The organism is Robbsia andropogonis (genome assembly GCF_000970345.1).
GTDB classification, from domain to species: domain Bacteria; phylum Pseudomonadota; class Gammaproteobacteria; order Burkholderiales; family Burkholderiaceae; genus Robbsia; species Robbsia andropogonis.
In genome coordinates this window covers 225220-246442 of the sequence record NZ_LAQU01000003.1, presented here as the reverse complement: position 1 = coordinate 246442, position 21223 = coordinate 225220, and the positions used below count along the sequence as shown (strand labels likewise).

Annotated in this window: 25 protein-coding genes, 1 tRNA gene and 2 pseudogenes; 21 read left to right on the top strand and 7 right to left on the bottom strand. The window is 58.8% G+C overall.

Going from position 1 to position 21223, the window contains the following annotated elements:
• Positions 1–30 precede the first annotated feature (30 nt).
• Positions 31–957: a 16S rRNA (cytidine(1402)-2'-O)-methyltransferase gene (rsmI, locus tag WM40_RS04790; RefSeq protein WP_024903587.1), complete on the bottom strand. Its 927-nt coding sequence runs from the start codon at positions 955–957 to the stop codon at positions 31–33.
• Positions 958–1427: 470 nt separating this feature from the next.
• On the opposite strand from rsmI, the gene WM40_RS32040 reads away from it, so the two are divergent.
• From WM40_RS32040 to WM40_RS32745, 6 genes and pseudogenes are all read left to right on the top strand, one after another.
• Positions 1428–1784 (top strand): YraN family protein, encoded by a 357-nt coding sequence (locus tag WM40_RS32040; RefSeq protein WP_024903586.1) that lies wholly within the window; start codon positions 1428–1430, stop codon positions 1782–1784.
• Between the two features lie 441 nt (positions 1785–2225).
• On the top strand, positions 2226–2813 hold the full coding sequence (locus WM40_RS04780; RefSeq protein ID WP_024903585.1) for an SIS domain-containing protein: 588 nt from the start codon (positions 2226–2228) through the stop codon (positions 2811–2813).
• A gap of 77 nt (positions 2814–2890) precedes the next feature.
• Positions 2891–3745 (top strand): BON domain-containing protein, encoded by an 855-nt coding sequence (locus WM40_RS04775; protein ID WP_046152333.1) that lies wholly within the window; start codon positions 2891–2893, stop codon positions 3743–3745.
• Positions 3746–3851: 106 nt separating this feature from the next.
• Entirely contained in the window at positions 3852–4193 is a 342-nt protein-coding gene (locus WM40_RS04770) for a c-type cytochrome (RefSeq protein WP_096349151.1), read from the top strand.
• A gap of 174 nt (positions 4194–4367) precedes the next feature.
• Positions 4368–4443 (top strand) — tRNA-Ala (locus tag WM40_RS04765).
• Between the two features lie 243 nt (positions 4444–4686).
• A pseudogene (locus tag WM40_RS32745) lies at positions 4687–4857 on the top strand (IS6 family transposase); the annotation flags it as partial.
• Between the two features lie 374 nt (positions 4858–5231).
• Here WM40_RS32745 and WM40_RS04760 read toward each other — a convergent pair.
• Positions 5232–6020: a DNA-binding transcriptional regulator gene (locus WM40_RS04760; RefSeq protein WP_157685708.1), complete on the bottom strand. Its 789-nt coding sequence runs from the start codon at positions 6018–6020 to the stop codon at positions 5232–5234.
• Between the two features lie 263 nt (positions 6021–6283).
• Between WM40_RS04760 and WM40_RS04755 the strand changes: the two genes are divergently transcribed.
• The 7 genes and pseudogenes from WM40_RS04755 to WM40_RS04730 all read left to right on the top strand — a co-directional run bounded on the left by WM40_RS04755 (position 6284) and on the right by WM40_RS04730 (position 9625).
• On the top strand, positions 6284–6568 hold the full coding sequence (locus WM40_RS04755; protein WP_046152278.1) for a class III extradiol ring-cleavage dioxygenase family protein: 285 nt from the start codon (positions 6284–6286) through the stop codon (positions 6566–6568).
• Complete coding sequence (locus WM40_RS04750; protein WP_046152277.1) at positions 6565–6837, top strand: hypothetical protein; 273 nt, start codon at positions 6565–6567, stop codon at positions 6835–6837. The genes WM40_RS04755 and WM40_RS04750 overlap by 4 nt, the downstream gene beginning before the upstream one ends.
• Before the next feature lie 21 nt (positions 6838–6858).
• Positions 6859–7587, top strand: a complete 729-nt coding sequence (locus WM40_RS04745; RefSeq protein WP_046152276.1) for an SDR family oxidoreductase — start codon at positions 6859–6861, stop codon at positions 7585–7587.
• An 8-nt stretch (positions 7588–7595) separates the two neighbouring features.
• The gene (locus tag WM40_RS04740) at positions 7596–8051 is read left to right on the top strand and encodes a VOC family protein (RefSeq protein WP_046152275.1); all 456 of its coding nucleotides are present in this window, start codon (positions 7596–7598) and stop codon (positions 8049–8051) included.
• 157 nt (positions 8052–8208) lie between these two features.
• Entirely contained in the window at positions 8209–8355 is a 147-nt protein-coding gene (locus WM40_RS29930) for a hypothetical protein (protein ID WP_157685707.1), read from the top strand.
• A 9-nt stretch (positions 8356–8364) separates the two neighbouring features.
• Positions 8365–8550 (top strand): annotated as a pseudogene (locus tag WM40_RS04735) (IS6 family transposase); the annotation flags it as partial.
• Positions 8551–8728: 178 nt separating this feature from the next.
• Positions 8729–9625, top strand: coding sequence for an oxidoreductase (locus tag WM40_RS04730; protein WP_046152274.1), 897 nt, complete (start codon positions 8729–8731; stop codon positions 9623–9625).
• Positions 9626–9875: 250 nt separating this feature from the next.
• On the opposite strand, the gene WM40_RS29925 is transcribed toward WM40_RS04730, so the two are convergent.
• The 3 genes from WM40_RS29925 to WM40_RS29920 form a co-directional block, all read right to left on the bottom strand.
• A complete protein-coding gene (locus tag WM40_RS29925; protein WP_157685026.1) occupies positions 9876–10043 on the bottom strand; it encodes a hypothetical protein in 168 nt (55 codons plus the stop codon).
• A 66-nt stretch (positions 10044–10109) separates the two neighbouring features.
• A complete protein-coding gene (locus WM40_RS04725) occupies positions 10110–10298 on the bottom strand; it encodes a hypothetical protein (RefSeq protein ID WP_024903575.1) in 189 nt (62 codons plus the stop codon).
• A gap of 70 nt (positions 10299–10368) precedes the next feature.
• Positions 10369–10572, bottom strand: coding sequence for a hypothetical protein (locus WM40_RS29920; RefSeq protein WP_081764929.1), 204 nt, complete (start codon positions 10570–10572; stop codon positions 10369–10371).
• 38 nt (positions 10573–10610) lie between these two features.
• Here WM40_RS29920 and WM40_RS04720 point away from each other — a divergent pair, with 38 nt between their 5' ends.
• Complete coding sequence (locus tag WM40_RS04720) at positions 10611–11111, top strand: DUF2220 domain-containing protein (protein ID WP_082102431.1); 501 nt, start codon at positions 10611–10613, stop codon at positions 11109–11111.
• 47 nt (positions 11112–11158) lie between these two features.
• Here the strand turns inward: WM40_RS04720 and WM40_RS04715 are convergent, their stop codons facing one another.
• A complete protein-coding gene (locus WM40_RS04715; protein ID WP_024903573.1) occupies positions 11159–12031 on the bottom strand; it encodes a LysR family transcriptional regulator in 873 nt (290 codons plus the stop codon).
• 209 nt (positions 12032–12240) lie between these two features.
• Between WM40_RS04715 and WM40_RS04710 the strand changes: the two genes are divergently transcribed.
• The 4 genes from WM40_RS04710 to WM40_RS04695 all read left to right on the top strand — a co-directional run bounded on the left by WM40_RS04710 (position 12241) and on the right by WM40_RS04695 (position 16439).
• Positions 12241–13245 carry a TRAP transporter substrate-binding protein gene (locus WM40_RS04710; protein ID WP_024903572.1) on the top strand — a complete coding sequence of 335 codons (1005 nt, stop codon included), beginning with the start codon at positions 12241–12243 and terminating at the stop codon, positions 13243–13245.
• The gene (locus WM40_RS04705; RefSeq protein WP_024903571.1) at positions 13235–13819 is read left to right on the top strand and encodes a TRAP transporter small permease; all 585 of its coding nucleotides are present in this window, start codon (positions 13235–13237) and stop codon (positions 13817–13819) included. The genes WM40_RS04710 and WM40_RS04705 overlap by 11 nt, the downstream gene beginning before the upstream one ends.
• Positions 13819–15105, top strand: a complete 1287-nt coding sequence (locus tag WM40_RS04700; protein ID WP_024903570.1) for a TRAP transporter large permease — start codon at positions 13819–13821, stop codon at positions 15103–15105. Before WM40_RS04705 ends, WM40_RS04700 begins: the two co-directional genes overlap by 1 nt.
• 104 nt (positions 15106–15209) lie before the next feature.
• Positions 15210–16439 carry an aminotransferase class III-fold pyridoxal phosphate-dependent enzyme gene (locus WM40_RS04695; RefSeq protein WP_024903569.1) on the top strand — a complete coding sequence of 410 codons (1230 nt, stop codon included), beginning with the start codon at positions 15210–15212 and terminating at the stop codon, positions 16437–16439.
• A gap of 51 nt (positions 16440–16490) precedes the next feature.
• On the opposite strand, the gene WM40_RS04690 is transcribed toward WM40_RS04695, so the two are convergent.
• Entirely contained in the window at positions 16491–17531 is a 1041-nt protein-coding gene (locus WM40_RS04690; protein WP_046152273.1) for a MerR family transcriptional regulator, read from the bottom strand.
• Positions 17532–17820: 289 nt separating this feature from the next.
• Here WM40_RS04690 and WM40_RS04685 point away from each other — a divergent pair, with 289 nt between their 5' ends.
• The 3 genes from WM40_RS04685 to hppD all read left to right on the top strand — a co-directional run bounded on the left by WM40_RS04685 (position 17821) and on the right by hppD (position 21208).
• On the top strand, positions 17821–18762 hold the full coding sequence (locus WM40_RS04685) for a hydroxymethylglutaryl-CoA lyase (protein WP_024903567.1): 942 nt from the start codon (positions 17821–17823) through the stop codon (positions 18760–18762).
• Between the two features lie 7 nt (positions 18763–18769).
• On the top strand, positions 18770–19921 hold the full coding sequence (locus WM40_RS04680; RefSeq protein ID WP_046152327.1) for a CaiB/BaiF CoA transferase family protein: 1152 nt from the start codon (positions 18770–18772) through the stop codon (positions 19919–19921).
• Positions 19922–20131: 210 nt separating this feature from the next.
• Positions 20132–21208: a 4-hydroxyphenylpyruvate dioxygenase gene (gene hppD, locus WM40_RS04675; RefSeq protein ID WP_024903565.1), complete on the top strand. Its 1077-nt coding sequence runs from the start codon at positions 20132–20134 to the stop codon at positions 21206–21208.
• Positions 21209–21223 lie beyond the last annotated feature (15 nt).

The following is a 21223-nucleotide window of genomic DNA, read 5'->3' as shown; positions in this document are numbered from 1 at the left end:
TCACGGACCTTTTTTTGCGTGCACAGTGACTTAACCGGCCGAGCCCGCTGCCTCGTCTCTTTCTTCTTCGTCTTCCCCCGCGTCCCCGGCCCAGGACAGCGCCCGTGTGTATAACGCGGTCCGCGATGCGCCGGTGATCTTGGCGGCAACGCGCGCCGCGGCGCTGACCGGTAATGCCTCGAGCAGTGCGCGCAGTAATGGATCGTGTGTCTCCACGCCAGTCGCGCCGTCGCTCGCCGGGGCACCTTCGATGACCAGCACGAACTCGCCGCGACGTCGATTCGGATCGGCGGCGATCCACTCCGGCCCTTCGGCCAGGGTGCACTGGTGCACGCTCTCATGTAGTTTTGTCAGTTCGCGGCCGATCAATACGCGGCGGTTGCCTCCCAGCGCTTCCCGGGCGGCAGCGAGCGTGTCGTCAATGCGGTGCGGTGCTTCGTAGCAAACCAGGGCGTGCATATGACCAGCCAGTGCTTGCAGGGCCGTCGCGCGTTGTTTGGGCTTGGATGGCAGGAACCCGATGAAGGTGAACGTTTCCGCCCAGGCGCCGGCGGCACTGAGCGCGGTGATGGCCGCACTGGGGCCGGGCAGTGGCACGATCGGATAGCCTGCGGCACGTGCCGCGTCGACGAGGCGGGCGCCGGGGTCCGAGATGCCGGGGGTGCCGGCATCCGAAACGAAAGCCACGCGTTCCCCGGCCGCGAGATGGGACAGGATGCGTTCGGCTGCTTCGTGCTCGTTGTGCTGGTGTGCGGGGATCAGCGGTTTGCTGATGCCGTAGCGGGTCAGTAGCTGTCCCGTGTTGCGCGTGTCTTCTGCGGCAATGCGATCGCACAGTCCTAGCAGGTAATGCGCGCGGAAAGTGATGTCGGCCGCATTGCCGATCGGCGTCGCCACGATATACAGCGCCGGCGCGGGGTAGTCCTGGCCCTGCGCCAAGCGGCTCACGTCGGACAGCGACGCGGACGGCGTGGGAGCGGCACGCTGGGCGTCGCCTCCGGCCGAGTCGCCGAGTGCCGTCGTATTCGTGGGTGCCGCGGGGTCGCCGGATGAGCGTGTGTGAGCCGTCCCGGGGGCTGTCGCGCCGACGGTCTCTTGTGGGGCGGGGTGGTGGGAAGCGGATTGGCGGAGATCGGGCACCGGGGTGGATTCCTGTGGGGCGCGTGGGCGCGAGTGCGATATTGCCTGCGTATTGTCGCATGGCGTTGCGGGCGGACGGTGGGTTCGACAGGGAGCGATGAATGGACGACAAGGGCGGGCAATCGATCGAGGTAACGGTAACGGCAGCGATCAAGGGGACCGCATCCACAAGAGCCGGGCCGGTGGCCGGGTTGTCAAGGGCAGAGGCGGCGGCGGAGGTGCTGAAGCAGGCGGAGGCTGCAGCCGTGGCGCGCGCCAAGGCCCGCGCGGGCGCTACCGAGGTGCCGATGTCGAAAACGGCGCGCGGGACAATGTTCGAGACACGGGCGTGTGATCATTTGACTGCCCGGGGTCTACGCCTCTTGGCCCGCAACGTCCGGCTGTGCGGTGGTGAAATCGACCTGATCATGGCCGACGATCGGCGCGGCGAGGTGGTGTTCGTCGAGGTACGTGCGCGGGCGAGCATGCGTTTTGGCGGCGCGGCGGCCAGCATCGATTGGCGCAAGCGGCAGCGGATTCGGCGTGCCGCCGCCGCGTGGATGATGCGCTGGCCGACCAGCACGCCGCCCTGCCGTTTCGACGTCGTCGCAATCGATGCGGATCGGGTGCAGTGGCTGGCGGCCGCATTTGACGAAACTGATTGAACAGGTGCGGTACACTCACGGGGCGTGTGTATCGGCGGCTGCGGGATGGGGGACGTGTTCGGATGCGTGTTCTCCAGCGCGCTTCCGGTGCGGTCGTACAGCTGCGGGCGGCGCCCCTGGTTACGGGCTGATACAAAACAGCGCGCAAAGTTTCGTAAAAATTGGCGCTCGGTCTGCGCGCGGCATGAATGCATGCAGTATGCTGCGCCGTATCCCCGTGACGCGGGACATAACCGATGCAACGTTGCATCGGACAAGAAACGCACGGCGAATGCCCGGGGCGCGGCGCGTATGCATGGCGCGGCGACTTGCGGAATACGACGGTTCGAATCCGAGGGGGGCGCGGACGTGATGGCGCGGGTGGCGGAAGTCGCCCGGACACGTCAACGTTGCCGCCGGAAGCAGGACCGCGCACGTGTGCTATGCGGGAATTGTGGCGGCATGTCGATAGAAAGCATACAGAATCAATTCAGTGAAAGCGCGACTGCGCAGCGGGCGGCGCTGGACGTGTTGGCGCACGGCATTTGCGCTGCCGTCGACACACTGTTTACAGCACTGGTCAACAGCCATAAGGTGCTGGTGTGCGGTGACGGCGGATCGGCCGCGCTGGCGGACCATTTCGCGCGGCAACTGGTGGACCGCTATGAGCGCGAGCGCCCCGGCCTGGCCGCGCTGTCGTTGTCGACCAGTGCGTCATTGCTGCAGACGGTGGGCGGGCTGAGCGACATCGATCAACTGTTCGCCAAGCAGGTGCAGGCGCTCGGGCAGCCGGGGGACGTGCTGTTGGCGATCAGTGCGGACGGTAACGCGGACAGCGTGATGGCATCGGTCGTGGCGGCACATGAGCGTGGCATGCTGGTGGTGGCATTGACCGGCTGCGACGGTGGCGCGATGCTGGACTTGTTGAGCGACACCGATATTCATCTGAGCGTCAGTACGCAGCGGCTTGCCCGCGTGCACGAGATACATTTGCTGACGATCCACTGCCTGTGCGACGGTATTGACGAGATGCTGTTGGGCGAGGCGTGATTCTGCGGGTTCTGACGCGGTAGTGTCGGATGGCATCAGGCAATGGGATACACAAACGAAACGGGAGTAATGCACAGATGACGGCAACACGCGGCAGACGCGGATGGGTGGTTCGAGGGGTGGCAAGTGCGTTCGTCGCGTTCGGTATCGCCGCGACTTTGCAGGGATGCCCGCTGTTGTTGATCGGCGCGGCGGCTGGTGCTGGCGGTGGCGCGTTGGTGGCAACGGACCGTAGAACGGTGGGAACGCAGGCCGACGATCGTGAAATCCAGATCCGGTCGGCAGCCCAGTTGGCCGGTGACTTGCCGCAAGGTTCGCATGTCGACGTCGCGGTGTTCAATCGTCGCGTACTGGTCGTGGGTGAAGTGCCTACGCCTGAGGCCAAGGACTATGCGACGGCCATTATTCGCAATGTTGCCGATGTCGAAAGTATCGTGAACGAACTGTCGGTGCAGCCGGCCAGCACGGTCAGCGTGCGCTCGAACGATACATTCATCACGAGCAAGGTGAAGTCATCCCTGATCGCGGACAAGCATCTGTCGGCGAATAATTTCAAGGTGGTGACCGAGCGCGGGGTCGTTTATCTGATGGGGTTGGTCACGCGGGCCGAGGGTGCCCGCGCCGCGGATATCGCGAGCCGCGTACCGGGCGTGGTGCAGGTGGTGAAGACGTATCAATACATATTGCCGTCGAAGACCACCGACGATGCGTTCATGGCAACCTCGCCGGAACGTAACGCCAGTCCGGACAGTACGTCAGCGACCCCAGGCGGGGATCCGAGTGCCGGTGTGAGCAACGCCGATACGGCGGGCGTGACCACCGGGGCGATTCCGAGCGCCGGTGTGACGTCGGAGCAACTACAGTCGCCGGCCCCAGTGGGGGACGCACATTCTCCAGTTGCGGGTAATCCAAAGTCGACCAAGTTACCGTAAAAGAAGTCGCGTCCTGGCAAGATTACCGTTACGTAATTGTGACGGCAATCTTGCCATGAGACACACGCCGTGCCGTTGTCCCCTATAAATTCAGAATCAGTCGGCCATGAAGAAGATGCTTGTGAAATGGATCGCCGCCGCGGTTGTGGTGATGGCGGCGATGCCGGCGATGGCGGCAGCGAATGCCAGTACCGCGATGATGTTGGCAATGGAGAACTCGTGCATGGGGTGCCATGCTATCGATCGGAAGCTTGTCGGGCCGTCTTTCAAAGACATCGCGAAGAAGTATCAAGGCGATGCCTCGGCCGAGGACAAACTGGTCACCAAGGTGATCAAGGGCGGGGCGGGGGTGTGGGGTATGGTGCCGATGCCTTCCCATCCTGGGCTGAGTCAGGCCGATGCCCATACGATCGTGCAATGGGTGCTGGAAGGGGCGCCGAGTAAGTGATGTTCCAGAGGGACGGCGTGTGATTGGCAATGGGCCGTTCGCCGGGAGGATTGACTTGATTGCCTTGGCGAGAAGGTTTGTATGACGGGTATCCAACGGCTGATTTTGCGGTGCGCTACGCGCCCGTCGCTTACTTGAAATGGATAAGCGTTGTGCTAAACTGATCGCTTGCTTGGGGGGGTAGCTCAGCTGGGAGAGCGCCGCGTTCGCAATGCGGAGGTCGGGAGTTCGATCCTCCTCCTCTCCACCAAAATACCTCGTTGAATTCACTCGAAATTCAACAAATTCAATGACATGTGAAACGATTGTGGCCGGTGTAACATACACCCGTTCAATTTTTGCATGCCATGTATAACTACTTTATCTCGCGTAAAGGGGACGTACTATTATCGGTGCGCCCATCTCCTTGGTTCCAGTTGTTCAGACGACCAAGGCTAACAGCTTGCCGAAAAGGTTAACAGCCCCCTGGCGGTCTTTTTGAAACGGTCTCTTAAGAGATTTGCGACGAGCACAGCGCTTCCTTTCGAATTTCGGCCCGATTCGACAGCATTTTGCTCTGAAACGACACCTGATTTGTGCAGCCGAACATCGTCGCGAGCTTACGCTCCGATTGGAATCGTGGCATCACTTGACGCTCCAGGGCCAAAATCCGTCTGCGTTTTAAACAATGGCCGTGAAGCGCCTCTTTTTCGCTCAATCATCATCAACGTGACAATGCCATTTTCCAGGCTCTCACGTAACTCCCGCACTTGTAACACGCGCCCATTCGCTGGCGTAATGTGTTTCCAGGCTCAACCGGGGGTGCGCCGCACGATCGTGCAAAAAACAAGGGCCAAATTATCCGGACACCGCGTCGAAGCCACGCAGGGCGACGCTAGCAATGACCACGATTGCGCTTAATCGCCAGTTTTTATGAGTGGCGAGAAAATACAAATTGGCTGGCCCGTTCGAGTTACTGGGCTGCTGGCTTGTCGAATGGCTTGATGGATTGGCCCGAGGTTGTTGGCGATCTGACACGACCCGACACCGGATTCTCCATTATTCAATGACCCTCTCCAGTGCGGCCGCCGCAGCTCGCAATGGCGCCAGGAATCGATCCCCCAACTGCGTTGGCTTCAACGCGCGGGTAATCGCGACAACGTTCACGCAAGCTACTACCGCACCATGTCTGCTCATCACCGGAACGGCGATTGCCGCTACTTTCCTGTCGTCCTGCCATTCACCATAGTTAGAACCATAGCCGTCCGCCTGGGTCTTGTTCAATATCTGTCGGAACGTCGCGAGAGACATCATCGGGACTTCCCCCTGCTCATATTTTGCAGCGATCAGAGACAGGGTGTGCTCGCGTGTCGTTTTCTTCGAGAAGGCAAGGTATGCACGGCCCATTGAGGTCATCAACATCGGCAGCCGGCGGCCAAGCGCGCCGCGATGAAAGGACAGCGGGCTCTGGCTGTGAGTCGACTGCCGGATCACCATGCAGTCCTCATCCGGCGTAGCCAACGCACAGGGCCAGGTCACCTCTGCCGAGAGATCACGAAGGATCGGTTCGGCCGCTTCGGCCACCTTGTCGTAGACGCTAAACCCGTCAGCCAAGCGCTTTATCTTGAGGGTCAACTGAAACATACCGTCTTCTGTTGAGCGTTCGACAAAGCCCTCAAGCCGCAAGGTTTCCAGCAGGCGACGTACCGTGGTTCGGTGCAAGTCGGTTGCCGCACTGATGTCAGCCAGAGGCGCTCGCCCATGAGAACTGTCGCTCAACGCCTTCAGGACCGCCAACCCTCGGGACAGACCCTGCACCTGCTTGTAGGTCGAAGAATCTGCTTCCAACATGGGTCTCCGTCGTTTGTCTAGCCAGACATCATTTTTCGGTACTGTGCACTCTGTGCACAGTACCGAAAAATAGGTAGGCCGCCAAGCGCAGACTCGCGCACACTGAGCGCCAGATTACTCCGGCACTTACTCGTGACCTTGGCAGACAACAAGCATTCGGGCCTTTCGAGTGCGTGCGCTGATTTATTGTGGAAGGACATATCACCCTTTCGAAGTGGGCTCTTTGTCCTGAGCCGAATCCAATCTCCCGAAGGAGCATCGTGTCTGATACAGCTTTTGAGCGCCCCTTCACCGAGGCGAGATTGCGTCGCCTGATGGATGCAGCCCGTCGCCTCGCCGCTGGGAATGCGGACGTGAAGCCTCTTAACCCGGAATGGGATCGGCGATTCCTGGAACGGGTGAGCGGACAGCGCTGGGCCGAGCTGGAGCAGAGCGACGACGACTACATCAGCCAGGTAGCGGGCAATTCCGCACACGAGGTACGGGCTTGGGTCGCCGGATTTGGTATCGCCTTGGCTGACAGTACTGACGGCGTAGGCTTGTGAGTCACCTGCGCTCCATCTCGCGAGGTGAGTTCCTCGAGGTGAATGCCCATGCAATCGGTACCAATACGTTCGGCCCGGACTGTGACGACAAAACCCTTCTGGCCTCGGAACCATCAGAGGTTGGTAAGGAATACAGGCTGTTGCATCTGTCCGGACGTACGGCGCATATCAACGAAATGCTCGCGACGATCGTCCGGCGGTACGGTGACAAATCAAGGCTCAGCACCCGCGACTGGTACGTCGCCAATGGGCGCTATACAGCGCAGTAAATATCAACATGGAGTTTCCCCGTGACCTCAACCAGCCTTAAAGACAAACGTGTTCTCGTCATCGGTGGTAGCGCCGGTATCGGCTTCGACGTAGCGCGAATCGCCCAGGATCTTGGCGCATCGGTCTTCATTGCCTCGCGTGGCAAAACGCCAGTGAACGCTGAGCTACGCGGCGCGACATACCTGGCCACCGACGCAAAATCGGAAGCGTCGTTGGTCGAGCTTTTCAACGCCGTTGGAAAGGTTGACCATGTCGCGATCACGGTGCATGAGTCGGCCGCGCGACTGGGCATCGATACCACAGCAGACAAGATGAGTCTCGATGCGGTCATCGAGTACTTCAACGGCAAATATCTGAGCCAGTACCGAATCATCAAGGCGGCGCTTCCGCACCTGGCAGAAGACGGTACCCTCACACTGACCTCCGGGGTTGCGAGCCGCGGAACCATGGCCAACCATTCGGCGATTTCATCCGTCAATGCCGCAATCGAGGCCTGTGCGCGGCAACTGGCCAGCGAGCTTGCTCCACGGCGGATCAATGTGGTGGCACCCGGAGTTACCGCAACCACCACTTACGATGCCATGCAACCCGAGCTCAAGTCGCAGTTCGTGCAGCGCATTGCGGCGGTCGTGCCGCTGAAGCGAATTGCCGGGCCTGAAGAAATTGCGCTCGCGTACATCTTCGCGATGCAGTGCGGTTATCTGACGGGAACCGTGCTTGATGCGAGCGGTGGTCAACTGATTGCTTGAGTAGAACCATGTCAACTACACAGAAGACGACCGTGCTTCGCACGGTCCACACCGGTCTCACCGTGTCGTCTCTTGACGATGCAATTGCGTTCTGGTGCGGCGCACTGGACTTCGAGTTCACGGCACGGAAGACGCTTGGAGCAGGTCCCTCGATCGAGAACGTCGTTGGCGTACCCGGTGCCGATATCGAAATCGCTATCGTTACCGCTCCGGACGGCTATCAGATTGAATTGCTCGAGTACAGGGGACCGGTCGATCGCAAGATCCACCAGCCTCGCAGTTGTGACGTCGGGTCGGCACACCTGACCTTCGCGGTCTCGGATCTGGACGAGACGCTTCGCCGCGTCGAGGACGCAGGATGGATGCGACTTGGCGCGCCGCAAACCATGCCCAATGGAATGCGAGTGGTCTATGTTCGCGGGCCTGAAGGGCACACCGTCGAGTTCATGAAGTTGCCCGATTGACCAGTAGCACGCAGGCGGGCGCAACTGCAGCCAGCCAATCGATGACGCCGGACGACTTCGAGTCCTTTCGGCGCTTTTGCGGCGCCTCGGTCGGCCTCTGGATCGCAATGTCGGATACCGATCAAGAGGTCGCTATCCAACATACGGAGATCCCTCCATGGCGATATCGATAGAGTCACGCCAGATCGGCGGGACAGGACTGGCAGTCACCGCGCTCGGCGTCGGCGGCGCACCATTCGGAAACCTTCTCCGGTCAATGGCGCTTTCGGATGGGCATTGTCACGTTGTCGAGGCGTTCGGGTAAGCTTGACAAATGAAAACCTCGTCTATTTACCGCGGCCATCGTTTCCCACCTGCCATCATCAGCCTAGCGGTGCGCTGGTACTTTCGCTTCTTGCTGCGCTTGCGCGACATCGAAGAATTATTGCTCGAGCGAGACGTGATCGTCAGCTACGAATCAATACGGCGGTGGTGCGATAAATTCGGGGCCCTGTTTGCCGCACATGCAAAGATCACCGGCCGTATCGCCAAAACCTGGCCCGAAAGCGGGAGCGCCGCATGCGTGGCTCAAGACCTTGGTTCCACTTGTTCAGACGACCAAGGTTAACAGTTTGCCGAAAAGGTTAACAGCCCCCTGGCGGTCTTTTTGAAACGATCTCTAAGAACGAATAACGACCATGACAATTTCCGAAAACCTTAGCATTGCACTCGTCGGCCCGGGGGCGATCGGCGTCACCGTAGCGGCAGCGCTCCACGAGGTTGGACGCACGCCGGTGATCTGCGGGCGCACGGCCCATGAGCAGTTGATCCTTCGCTTCGACAGCGAACGCGTCGTTATCCCCGGACCTGTGCTGACCGATCCGGCAAACGTAAAGACCCGATTTGATCTGGTCTTCATTGCAGTCAAAGCCACGCAAATCGACGCGGCTGCCGCTTGGCTTCCCGCATTGTGTCACGCCGATACAGTTGTCTGCGTATTGCAAAATGGTGTGGAGCAGACGACGCTTTTTCACGCGCGTTTGCCTCGCAATCCCATCGTGCCATCTGTCGTTTGGTTCCCTGCGCAACGCGAATCTGATGGATCTGTATGGCTAAGGAATGCACCGCGACTGGTTGTGCCAGACGATCCGGCAGCAGGGATCGTACGTGCGGCGTTGCATGGGACACGATGCGCTGTCGAGGCGGTTTCCGACTTCCCGACTGTAGCGTGGCGCAAGCTGCTGCAAAACGCGGTCGCTGGCTTGATGGTTCTAACTGGGAGGCGAGCCGGGATGTTCTCTCGACCAGACATCGCGGCATTAGCGCTCGCTTACGCACGAGAATGCCTTGAGGTTGCACAAGCGGCAGGTGCAAAGTTAAGCGATCAAACCGCGCAAGAAGTGGTGGAGGGGTTCCGAAACGCGCCTCCTGACTTGGGGACGTCGATCCTGGCCGACCGGCTGGCCGGGCGTCCTCTCGAATGGGACATCCGAAACAACATCATTCGCCGGGTCGGGCAAACGCACGGCGTGCCGACGCCAATCAGCGATGTGATCGTGCCTTTGTTGGCCGCGGGAAGTGATGGCCCAGGATGATCGTCGACATCGAGATGAACCGATATGGACTCGGGATTATCAAGGAAAATGATGTCGGCGGCACGTTTTCAGGCGGATGTTCGGCCGGCATAGCCTAAATCGCCGGTTCGGATGCATGGGCAACGCATCCGAACCGGCTTGCCTTCTATCGTCTGCGGTCACTGGAAATTCGACAGCGCGACCACATTGATATCGTGATGAAAGAGGCTTTGATGCAATGCTTACTTTTTCACCACGAGTCCGTGCTATATCACGGGTTTACCGGCGGTGGCGCTTTTTTGTGATGATGCGGAGGCGGCGGCGCCGGCTTGTGTCGCGCCGATTTGTGCGGGGGCGGAGGCGCGTCTTGCGCCGCGGCAAGCATTGGTAAGCCGCCGATAGCAATGGACAAGCCCAGCACGGTGAGGATCTTTTTCATGCGGTGTTCTCCAAAATCAATGTGTCGTTGCACACAGGTCACGGATCGTGATCTGTGCACCAGGCATTACGAATTCGGACCGGGCGGAGGCGGCGGCGGCGGTTTCCGATGGCGCGGCCGATGGTGATGCGGTGGCGGGGGAGGCGGCGGCGGCTTTGCGTGGTGCGGCGGTGGCGGCGCGTCCTGGGCAGACGCGGCGAACGGCGCGCCGATCCACGCCGCTACCAAACCAACGGCAATCAGCATCTTCTTCATGTGCTCTCCTCTTCAAGATGGTTCTTGTGTAAATGCTCAGGCCCACAGATCCTGCATGTACATTGTCACATCAATAGCCGGGAGGCGGCGGAACCGGCGCATCGCGGCGCTCATACCCGTATCCAGGAGGCGGCGGTGGCGGCGGCTCCCAATGCCGATGATGGGGTGGCGGCGGCGGTGGGACGTCCGGAGGAGGCGGTGCATACTGCGCCCGGGCCAAAATCGGCAAGGCACTCAAAGCGGCTAGGGTGACCGCAGCAACGATCTTCTTCATGCATTGGCTCCTTTTTTGTTAAGGCCGACGAGGACCAGATGCCACTCGTCCATGAAACCAATCTAACAATCCGCCCCACCAGACGCACGGGTTTTAACAAAGGCTCACGAAAGAGCCTGCGTCGTTGCATATTTTCACTTTTACTTATTTTTCCGCCTGTGCCAGAGAGTATCGTGGTCTTTGGCGCTGGATATAGGTGGGATGCCTTGGCGCAAGCGCGTTGGTTGGATCGGTGCGCCATGCATTATTGGGGTGATATCGATACCCATGGTTTTGCAATCCTGAATCAGCTGCGTCGCCATTTTCACGCGGTATCCTCGATCTTAATGGATCGCCTGACGTTCGATGCGTATGCCGACTCGTGGGGTGTCGAGGCCTCGCCATTGACGGCAGATTTGCAACGATTGACGTTTGAAGAAGGACGGCTTTACGATGACTTGCGCCATCAGCGCTTACGTCCTGGCGTTTACCTGCGTTTGGAGCAGGAGCATATCGGTTATGTCGCGGTGAAGCGCGCATTGCGCCAGATTATCGTCTGATGTGGTCCTAGTGCTGTTTCAATACCGATCTGGTTGAAGCGCTACAATCAAGCCGAGGCCATCACGATCGGCGCGACCTGATGGATAAACGCCGCCACTTCCTGAACGCCGACATGATCGGCACGTTCGCTCCGCGCGTGGACCAGTGCCATCTCAATATCACTGAGCACGGGTAAGCCGTCATCCGCGCCCAAGACACGGAAGTCCTTGGGTACCGCCGACGCCGGAAGCGCGGTCAATGCGCCCCCTAGCCGCACCGCACTCAGCACGCCTGGCAAGTGACTCGCCGTATAGGAAATGTGCCAGGGCACCTGCGCGGCATCCAGATCGCGCAGGATTAATGGTCTGGCACGGCACTGTTCCGTGAACAACGCCAGCGGAATAGTTTTCTGCCGCTCCGGGAAATAACCGTTGGCACAACACCAATGTCGTGGCTCGCTGAACAGAAAATCACCGATGGTGTGTTTTTCATCGCGGGTGACAATCGCGAGATCCAGCGCGCCTTCTGCGAGAAGCGTTTCCAGCGTAGTGGAAAAGTCACACACGATTTCCACGCGTGGGAAGACAGACACACCGCCAAAGCGCCGAATCACCTGGTTGCTGAATCGTTCCAGATAGTCGTCCGGCATTCCTACCCGTACCGGCACGGAAACATGGTGGTTGTGCAAGGCACGCAAGGCTTCGTCTTCCAACTTACGTATCCGACGCGCATACGTCAGTAACGTTTCGCCGGCCTTGGTCAAGACAATGCCGCGCTGGGTTCGGTCGATGAGCGTTTGGCCCAGCCGCTCTTCGAATCGCCGTATGGTCAGGCTGACGGCAGCCTGCGTCTTGAAAAGATGATTTGCGGCAACCGTGAATCCGCCCAAATCATGAACGGCAATAAAGGTTGCAAGGGCGTCTGTATCAAGGTGGCGCATGGCGGCAAGAGGTCCGGCTGAAGAACGCGGCAAAAAAGCACGGGGCAAACAGGGAGCTGAATCCATGCGCCTTAAACACACGCGTCGGGGCGCGTGGAAAGCATAACATTTTGTTGTTGGACGATAGCTACTTGTCGTGAGGTGTTAGATTTTGACAAAGTAGACTTCGCGATATTACCCGTTCCTATATGTTTGCCGGAGAGGTTGCGATGTCTTTTCACCAATCGTCGAAGTTGCGTCTGCTGCGTTTGATGTGCACTGCAGCATTCGTCAGTGCCAATGTGAGCATCGTATCGCCGGTTGTTGCGGCGCAGACGCTTCGACTCGCACATGCTTCCGTACCTGGAAGTCTGATCGATCAAGCCATTCAAAGATTTGCCGCGGAGGTGAAGGACAGCACCCACGGTTCCTTGATCATCAAGGACTTTCCGAGCGAGCAATTAGGGGATGAGGTTGCCATTGCCGACGGTGTGGGCAATGGCTCGATCGACATCGGACTTGGCGGGGCGGTTGATGCAATTGATCCCCGGTTGAACGCGCTGTCTTTACCCTTCCTGTTTTCAAACGCCACACAAGTACACCACTATCTGGACAGTGCTGCTGGCAAGACGTTCTTGAGCATTGGCGCACCGCGCGGTTATCAAATGCTGGGCGCACTGGATTCCGGTTTCCGGCAGTTCGCGAACACGAAGCGGCCTATCTACAAGCCTGCCGATATGGTGGGTCTTAAAATTCGAACGCCAGCGAATCCCGTTATTCTGGCGACGATCAAGCAACTTGGCGCATTGGCGCAATCGCTGCCATTGGGTACGGTGTACACCTCACTGCAGTCAGGTGTGGTGGATGGGGCCGAGCCGGAGCTGCGGGACTACTCAGACGAGAAATGGTATGAGGTCGCCAAGTACGTCAGCATGTCGAACTATGTTTGGACGGCAAACTACTGGTACATGAATAAAGACAAGTACGACGCATTGCCAGCGGCGGATCGTGCGGCGCTTGATAAAGCCGTGATCGACACAACGGCCTGGTATCGCGCACAACTTGAACAGAGCTATCAGAAACTGGACGCTACGCTGAAAGCCAAGGGCGTCAAGTTCAACGACGTGGATACCGCCGCCTTCCAGAAAGCCGTGCTGCCGATCTATGCGCAGTTTTCCAAGACATGGGGCAGCGCGCTCATCAGCACGCTACAACACGATGCCAATGGAAAATAACCCATCGCCAGATAGCGCGCTGGTACCCGTCAATCCTTTGCCGATTATCTCGCCGGATGATCCTGCCGCGCGGCCGACGCCCGAGTCGGGCGGGGGAATTGACCGCGTGCTGTCCGTTATCGGCGTGATCGCGTTTCTCGTCACGTTGGGTTCGACGCTGTGTGGCGTGATCGCGCGATATTTTCATGTGCCCGGTTTCGAGTGGTCGTTCGAGGTGGCAGGCATTGCTTTTATCTGGGTGACATTCATCGGTGCAGCCGTTGCCGAGAAAAATAATCAGAACGTCCATTTCGATGGCGTGTTGTCGCAGTTCAGCGCAAGTTGGCAACGTCGTCTTGCCATTGTCGGCGCACTGATGCTCTTACTGGTCAGTGTTTGGCTGGTGGCCAGTGGCATCGCCTTTGGCCAACGTGCTGGGAGCGTACATACGTCGGTGCTGGGATTGCCCGGCTGGGTGACGATTACCGCGCTACTGGTATCTGCTATCGCGCTAGCAATCTTTGCGCTGCTGCGTTTGTTTGCACAATGGCGCGTCGCATTTTCTTCCACGGCATCGGACGGACACCATAGCTGATGACGGTCGCGATACTTTTCCTGGTATTTTTTCTATTGCTGATTCTCGGGCTGCCGATAGTCTGGTCGATGTTCGGAGCCAGTCTGGCCGCGTTGACCTTTGGCGATCTGGGCATGCCGCTGGCCTGGTTTGCGCAGCAAACCATCCGTGGCGCGGATTCGCAAACGCTTGCGGCTATCCCACTCTTCCTTTTCGCCGGTGAACTGATGAATCGGGGAGGGCTGACGACGCGGATCATGCATATTGCAGAGCACTTTCTTGGTCGTTTGACCGGTGGGCTTGGATTGGTGAATGTCGTAACGGCGCTTGTTTATGGTGGTTTGACAGGCTCCGCGACGGCCGATACCGGTACTGTCGCGAAAGTGATGATTCCGGAAATGGAGCGGCGTGGCTATCCGCGCGATTTCTCCGCCGCCATCACCGCCGCATCCGGTACGTTGGGTATCGTCGTGCCACCCAGCGTGATTCTGATTCTGTATGGCGTGATCACCAACACCTCCATTGGCGGTCTTTTCATGGCCGGCATTCTTCCTGGGATATTGCTGGCGTTGGCTTTCATGGTAACGGCTTACGTCGTGGGGCGGCGCAACGGATTTCCACGTGCGACCCATGCGTTCGTGACCGGCGCCGTGATTCGCGATATCGGCAAGGCGTTTCCGGCTTTATTGATGCCCGTCGCCGTGCTGGGCGCCATCATTGGCGGCATTGCCACACCGACCGAGGCGGCATCGCTCTCTGTCGTGTATGCCTTATTGGTCGGATGCCTGTTCTATCGCGCGCTTTCCTGGCGGGATATCTATCCGGCCATCCGGGATACGGTCATCACCACTGGTTCGGTGATGATCATCATGGCCGCGGCCACGCCCTTCGGATGGATCTTGACGGTCGAACAAGTTCCCCAAGCCGTGGCCTCGTGGATTACCGGCCTGCATGCAGGACCGTACGGCACGATCGGCATCATTGTGCTGGTGCTGAAGATCATGGGCTTCTGGTTGGATCTCGGGCCCGCGCTCATCATCATGGCGCCGATCCTTGTTCCCGTGGCGAAGCTTGCAGGCTTCGATCCTTACCAGATTGGCTTGATTTTTACGATGACGCTGGGCTGGGGTTTATTTACGCCACCGATTGGTACCAATATCTTCGTCGTCTGCAACGTTGCCAAAGTGAGTATCGCGGCTGTGTCGAAGCGGCTCGTGCCGTTTTGGATCGCCACCGCGATCACGATTGCGCTCGTGGTGTTTATTCCCGCGTTGACCGGGTATTTACCCGCTTTTTTTACGAACTAAGGTGGGCCTTGCGCGGCTGGCTTCATCGCGAACGGGGCTCCACGCTAAATCGAAAAGCGCATCGCATATTGATGGTGCGTATGGCTTCGGATGGGAGGTTTTTAATGCGGCATCTGGTTGGTGGTATTTCCAGCGCGGGACGGGCATTGCCCCAATTCGGTAATCAGTCGATGTTGATCGACCGCGCCGCGGGTCCGTATCTGTGGACCGACAGCGGGGATCGGTACATTGACACCGCCGTGGGATTCGGCGCGACGATGTTGGGCCATAACGTGCCGGAAGTCGTGGAAGCGGTCGCCCGTACCCAGCAACGCATGATGATGCCCGCGTTCGCACATGCCTTGGAAGAGGACGCGGCGGCGGCACTGGCCGCATGTACGGGGCCTTTGAGCAAGGTCATCTTTGTCAATACCGGTAGCGAGGCGGTACATCTGGCGTGCCGTACGGCGCGCGCTGCGACGGGCAAAACCGGCATCGCGAAATTCGCCGCGGGGTACGACGGGTGGTACGACCAGGTGGCTTTCGGGAATGCCGGCTCGGCGGATGCGGTCATGGCAAGCGATGAGCGTCCTGTCCGCGACGGCATGGCACTGCTTCGCTATAATGATTTTGCCGATGTCGATCGTCTATTCGCGGAAAATGCCGACTTGGCGGCGGTGCTGATCGAGCCCGTACTCGCCAACGCCGGGTGCATCGAGCCCGCCCCTGGCTATCTGAAATATGTCGCGGATTGCGCGCATCGGCATGGGGCGCTAGTGATCCTGGACGAAGTGTTGATGGGCTTCCGGCTGCATGCCGGGCTGGCTGGTCACCTGTTCGGCATCGAGGCGGATATGGCGACGGTGGGAAAGGCGATTGGTAGCGGTGTCCCTGTTGCGGCCCTGGTAGGGCAACCGTCCGTCATGCAGCATCTGGAAAGCGGCGCGGTAATACGCGCCGGAACGTATAGCGGCAATCCGCCCGTGTGCGCCGCCGTGCTTGCAACCATGCGCTTATTGCGTGAGCAGGACTATACAACTTTGCTGGCGCGCGGTGATGCCGTGCGTGCAGCCATCACCGCACGATTTGCCGAGGCGGGCCAGACTATTGCCACCAGCGGTTATGGCACCGTTTTCACGCTTTGGCCGGCGCCGCAAGCGCCGGTAGACTATGCCCAGGCCGCGACGTTCGCGAACAACGACTGGACCCGACAACTCCACTTTGCCTTACGTGATCGCCATGTATTGACAATGCCCTTCGCGTTCGGCCGGGTGTATCTCAGCTTTGCCCACACCACGGAGGTCATGACGCAGTTGACGGATGCCTACGCGGACGCGGCGATTGTTGGCCATTGACGCGGGTGCGAATGATCGGTGCGACGGATAGGAAGCAAGGTATCTTTGGCGTTATAAACGGGGCATTGCATTTTCTGACACCGGCGGACGCGTGACCCGAATCCGTACATCCGGTGAGGCTAGACAGGTAGCGACTGCCTCATATCCTGGCGCACCAGGGTAGGCCGCTACCCGCATCGGCGGACTATGATTTGCCGGGCATAGAATAATCGTTTCATCGGGGCCGACCGAGGCAAGATCCAGAATTCCCGTGGAGCGGGTTAGCAGGAACAGCGTCTGCCGTCCTGATTTCGCACGATAGCGAAGGTGTGTGATGAATGCCCGCTGCGTATTTTCGTCGAGGTCCTGTTCGATCATGTCGACGATCAGGAATGATGCGGCGTCAGTTTCCAGCTTGGCAAGCAAAGCGGTTAATGCGTGAGATGCTTTTGCTCCTTCCCCCGTTAACCACGTCATGGTTCGATCAACGCGAGCCTTGAGCGCGGGGCTGGCATCCAGCAGCGCGGCGATTGATGCAACACTGTTGTCGAGCCGGTCCAAACCCAGAAACGCGGCGTCGGGCAATGTTTCGGCAAGGCGCATGGCCAATCGCGTTTTTCCGCTGCCAAGTGAGCCGATAATATAATTGAGCGGGCTGATGTTGCAAAGTTCGAAGTGCTCGCCTCCCCAAGGCCAAGGCAGATCGAATGCCACACTTATCTCAGGCTCGCCCAGCAGATGCGCTAATTCACCGCGCGCTGGCATTTGTCCTCTGATCAAGCAGGATCTTATGCTTCGGACTTTGTCGAGCTTACGAACATGGTCCTGAATTTCGTCGCTTAATGCGACCGCGTGGCTTTCCAGCGCCTTTTCCAACGTTTGTGCGTCGCCGTCGAGCACCCCAGCAACTTGAGCGAGACTCAAGCCAAGTGCGCGAAGTGCGACAATCTCGCCCGCCCTCGCCATGTGCTCGGGACCATACAAGCGATATCCCGCCGCGGTTCGACCGGGGCGCACGAGATGTTGCTCCTCGTAAAGGCGCAGTGCCTTGGTTGATACCCCGAGTCTTCTAGCAGCCTCTGACGCATTCAGACCTAATGGAATTACCGCCATGAAGTCACCTTTTGGTTGTGTACCGATCCTCGTCAGGTTAAAGGTGTCCCTGGGGGACGGGTCAACAACATTTTAAGATCTCCGATGATGGGTTCGTACCGCGGTCGTCGGAGGCGTTTTCCGAAGACACACGTGCGGTCCAGTTGCTTGCCATGTTGTCATATGGCTGACATTCCGCACGGGAAGCATAAAGCTTCCAACATACCGCTTTAAGTTTTCGTGGGAATCGCTAAAGTGAGTGCAACGCTGGCTAACTTGCGATCGGCCAAGGATAAACGGAGACGGATATATGCCCTCGTTCCCGAGGAACGTCGTGATTCGCGAGGTCGGGCTGCGCGATGGCCTGCAGAGCATCCAGCGCGTGCTGCCCACCGAACGCAAAATTGAATGGATTCGTGACGCTTACGCCGCCGGACAGCGAGAGATCGAAGTCGGGTCTTTCGTTCCCGCGCGTCTTCTTCCACAACTTGCTGATACGGATCAACTCGTTGCCTACGCGCGGACACTGCCCGGTCTGTTCGTCTCGGTCCTCGTGCCCAATCTCAAAGGTGCTGAACGCGCGCTTGAAACCCAGGCCGATCTGATGCTTATACCATTGTCGGCAAGCCGCGAACACAGTCTTGCCAATCTCCGCAAAACCCCCGACGAAGTCATTGCGGAAGTGGGGCGGATCCGTGCGGCGCGCGATGCCTCGGGCTCGAAAACCTTGATTGAAGGTGGCATTGGCACCGCGTTCGGTTGCACGATTCAGGGCCACGTCGATCGGGCGGAGGTTCTGCGCTGCATGCAGGGCGTGCTCGATGCGGGCGCGGACCGCGTAAGCATCGCCGATACGGTGGGCTATGCCGGTCCCGGTGCCGTGCGCGATTTGTTTGAAAAGGCGCGCGATCTTGCGGGGGAGCGATTCTGGTGCGGCCACTTTCACGACACGCGGGGCCTTGCTCTGGCTAATGTCTATGCCGCACTCGAGACGGGCGTGGGGAGATTCGATGCAACGCTTGCCGGCATCGGTGGTTGCCCGCACGCGCCGGGTGCCAGCGGGAACGCGTCCAGCGAAGACCTTGCCTTCATGCTCGCCGACATGGATATCGAAACGGGGATCGATATCCCGGCGTTTTTGAAACTACGCGAAAAAGTCGCCACGTGGCTCGAAGGGGAGTTGCTTCACGGCACGTTATGGCGTGCCGGCTTGCCGAAAACTTATGCCGCAGCGGCTGCGCTTCACGCTTGAGGTCATGATGAGCACCAACACGAAACTTCCCCTTGATGGCGTCCGCGTCATTGAATTTACACACATGGTCATGGGACCGACGTGCGGCATGATCCTCGCCGACCTCGGCGCAGAAGTCATCAAGATCGAGCCGCCCGGTGGCGATAAGACCCGCAAGCTGCCCGGCCTTGGTATTGGCTTTTTCCGCTCATTCAACCGAAACAAGAAAAGCGTCGTACTTGACATCAACACGCCGGAGGGGCACGCGTCGGCGGTAGAACTCATTGGCACGTGCGACGTGATGCTCGAGAATTTTCGTCCGGGACTGATGCTGAAACTCGGGCTCGACTACGAAACGCTCTCAAAACGTTATCCCGGCCTGATTTATGTGTCGCACAAGGGTTTTCTGCCTGGCCCCTATGAAAAGCGCCTCGCGCTCGACGAGGTCGTGCAGATGATGGGAGGGCTTTCGTATATGACAGGACCTGTTGGACGGCCATTGCGCGCAGGCACCTCCGTGAACGACATCATGGGCGGGATGTTCGGGGCAATCGGTGTGCTTGCGGCACTGCGTGAGCGCGATAGCACACATCGCGGGCAGGAGATACAGAGCGCGCTCTTTGAAAATTGCGTGTTCCTATCCGGACAGCATATGCAGCAATACGCGATGACGAGAGAGGCGCCGCCGCCAATGCCATCGCGCGTATCAGCCTGGAGCGTCTACGATGTCTTCACGCTCGCCAATGGTGAGCAGATTTTTATCGGCGCCGTGAGCGACAAGCAGTTCATCACCTTGTGCGATATTCTCGAATGTCCGGATCTTCCACTCCAACCCGACTTCACCACGAACGCGTTGCGCGTGGCGGTTCGGCCGCAACTTCTCGAGCGGTTGGGAAACATCCTCAAGCACCATCGTAGCGAAGACCTATCTCCGAGACTCGAGGCGGCGGGTATTCCCTATGCACCGATCGTGCGGCCCGAGCAATTGCTTGACGACCCACATCTGAAAGCAAGCGGAGGCCTCGTTCCGATGGAAGCCGAAGATGGCAGCATGACTGAGGTCGTGCTGCTGCCATTGACGATGGGGGGGCGACGACCTGGCGTACGACAGGCCTTGGCGCGTGTCGGAGAGCATACGCAGGAAGTGCTCTCTCGCCTCACGAAGAAATTGAGTGTATGAGCCTCTCCCGCATTTGCGGCGAGAAGTCGCAATCGACCCACCCGACTCGGGCTGTCCCACAAGTGATGGTGGAAGTCGTGCGCGAACTCACTGATGAGAAAATTGCCTATCTTATTAGTAATGCATAGGATTAATCGCTGAAAAAGCACTTGATTGATGTGAACCGAATCAGGCGGGCTGAATCCTGCCGCTTTATTTAGGAGCATGTAAATGGCAGATCTGTTTGAAAATCCAATGGGCTTGACGGGATTCGAGTTCGTTGAATTTGCGTCGCCCACACCGAATACGCTGGAGCCAATATTCGAGAAGCTGGGCTTTACGTTGGTTGCACAGCATCGCTCGAAGGACGTCGTATTGTATCGTCAGGGCGACATCAACTTTGTCGTCAATCGCGACCCGAAAAGTCCGGCGGCTTACTTCGCGGCGGAACACGGCCCCTCCGCGTGCGGACTGGCATTCCGCGTCAAGGATGCGCATGCTGCTTACGCGCGTGCACTTGCTCTTGGCGCACAGCCACTCGACATGCCTACCGGGCCAATGGAGCTCCGTTTGCCGGCGATCAAGGGCATCGGCGGGGCGCCACTCTATCTCATCGACCGCTTCAAGGATGGCGAGTCAATATATGACATCGACTTCACGTTTCTCGACGGCGTAGATCGCCGACCGGTTGGCTATGGCCTCAAGTTGGTCGACCATCTTACGCACAACGTTTACCGCGGCCGCATGGCATTCTGGGCAGGCTTTTACGAGAAGCTTTTCAATTTCCGTGAAATTCGCTATTTCGACATATCCGGCGAATACACCGGGTTGACCTCCAAGGCGATGACTGCGCCCGATGGGAAAATTCGGATTCCACTGAACGAGGAGTCGTCAAAGGGCTCGGGGCAGATAGAAGAATTTCTGATGAAGTTCAATGGTGAAGGCATCCAACACGTTGCCTTGCTCTCCGACGACCTGCTCACGACCATCGACAAGCTTGCGCTGGCGGGCGTTCCTCTGATGAACGCGCCGAGCGACACCTACTACGAGATGCTCGAAGAGCGGTTGCCGGGGCATGGCCAGCCCGTCTCGGAGTTGCAGACGCGCGGCATTTTGCTTGACGGCAGTACCGAGGGCGAACAGCCGCGCCTTTTGCTGCAGATCTTTTCCGACACACTACTTGGTCCCGTTTTCTTTGAATTTATTCAGCGCAAGGGGGACGACGGGTTCGGCGAGGGCAACTTCAAGGCGCTGTTTCAGTCAATCGAACGGGACCAGATTCGACGAGGTGTTGTCGGACAGAAATAAGCGAAAGCAGGGGCG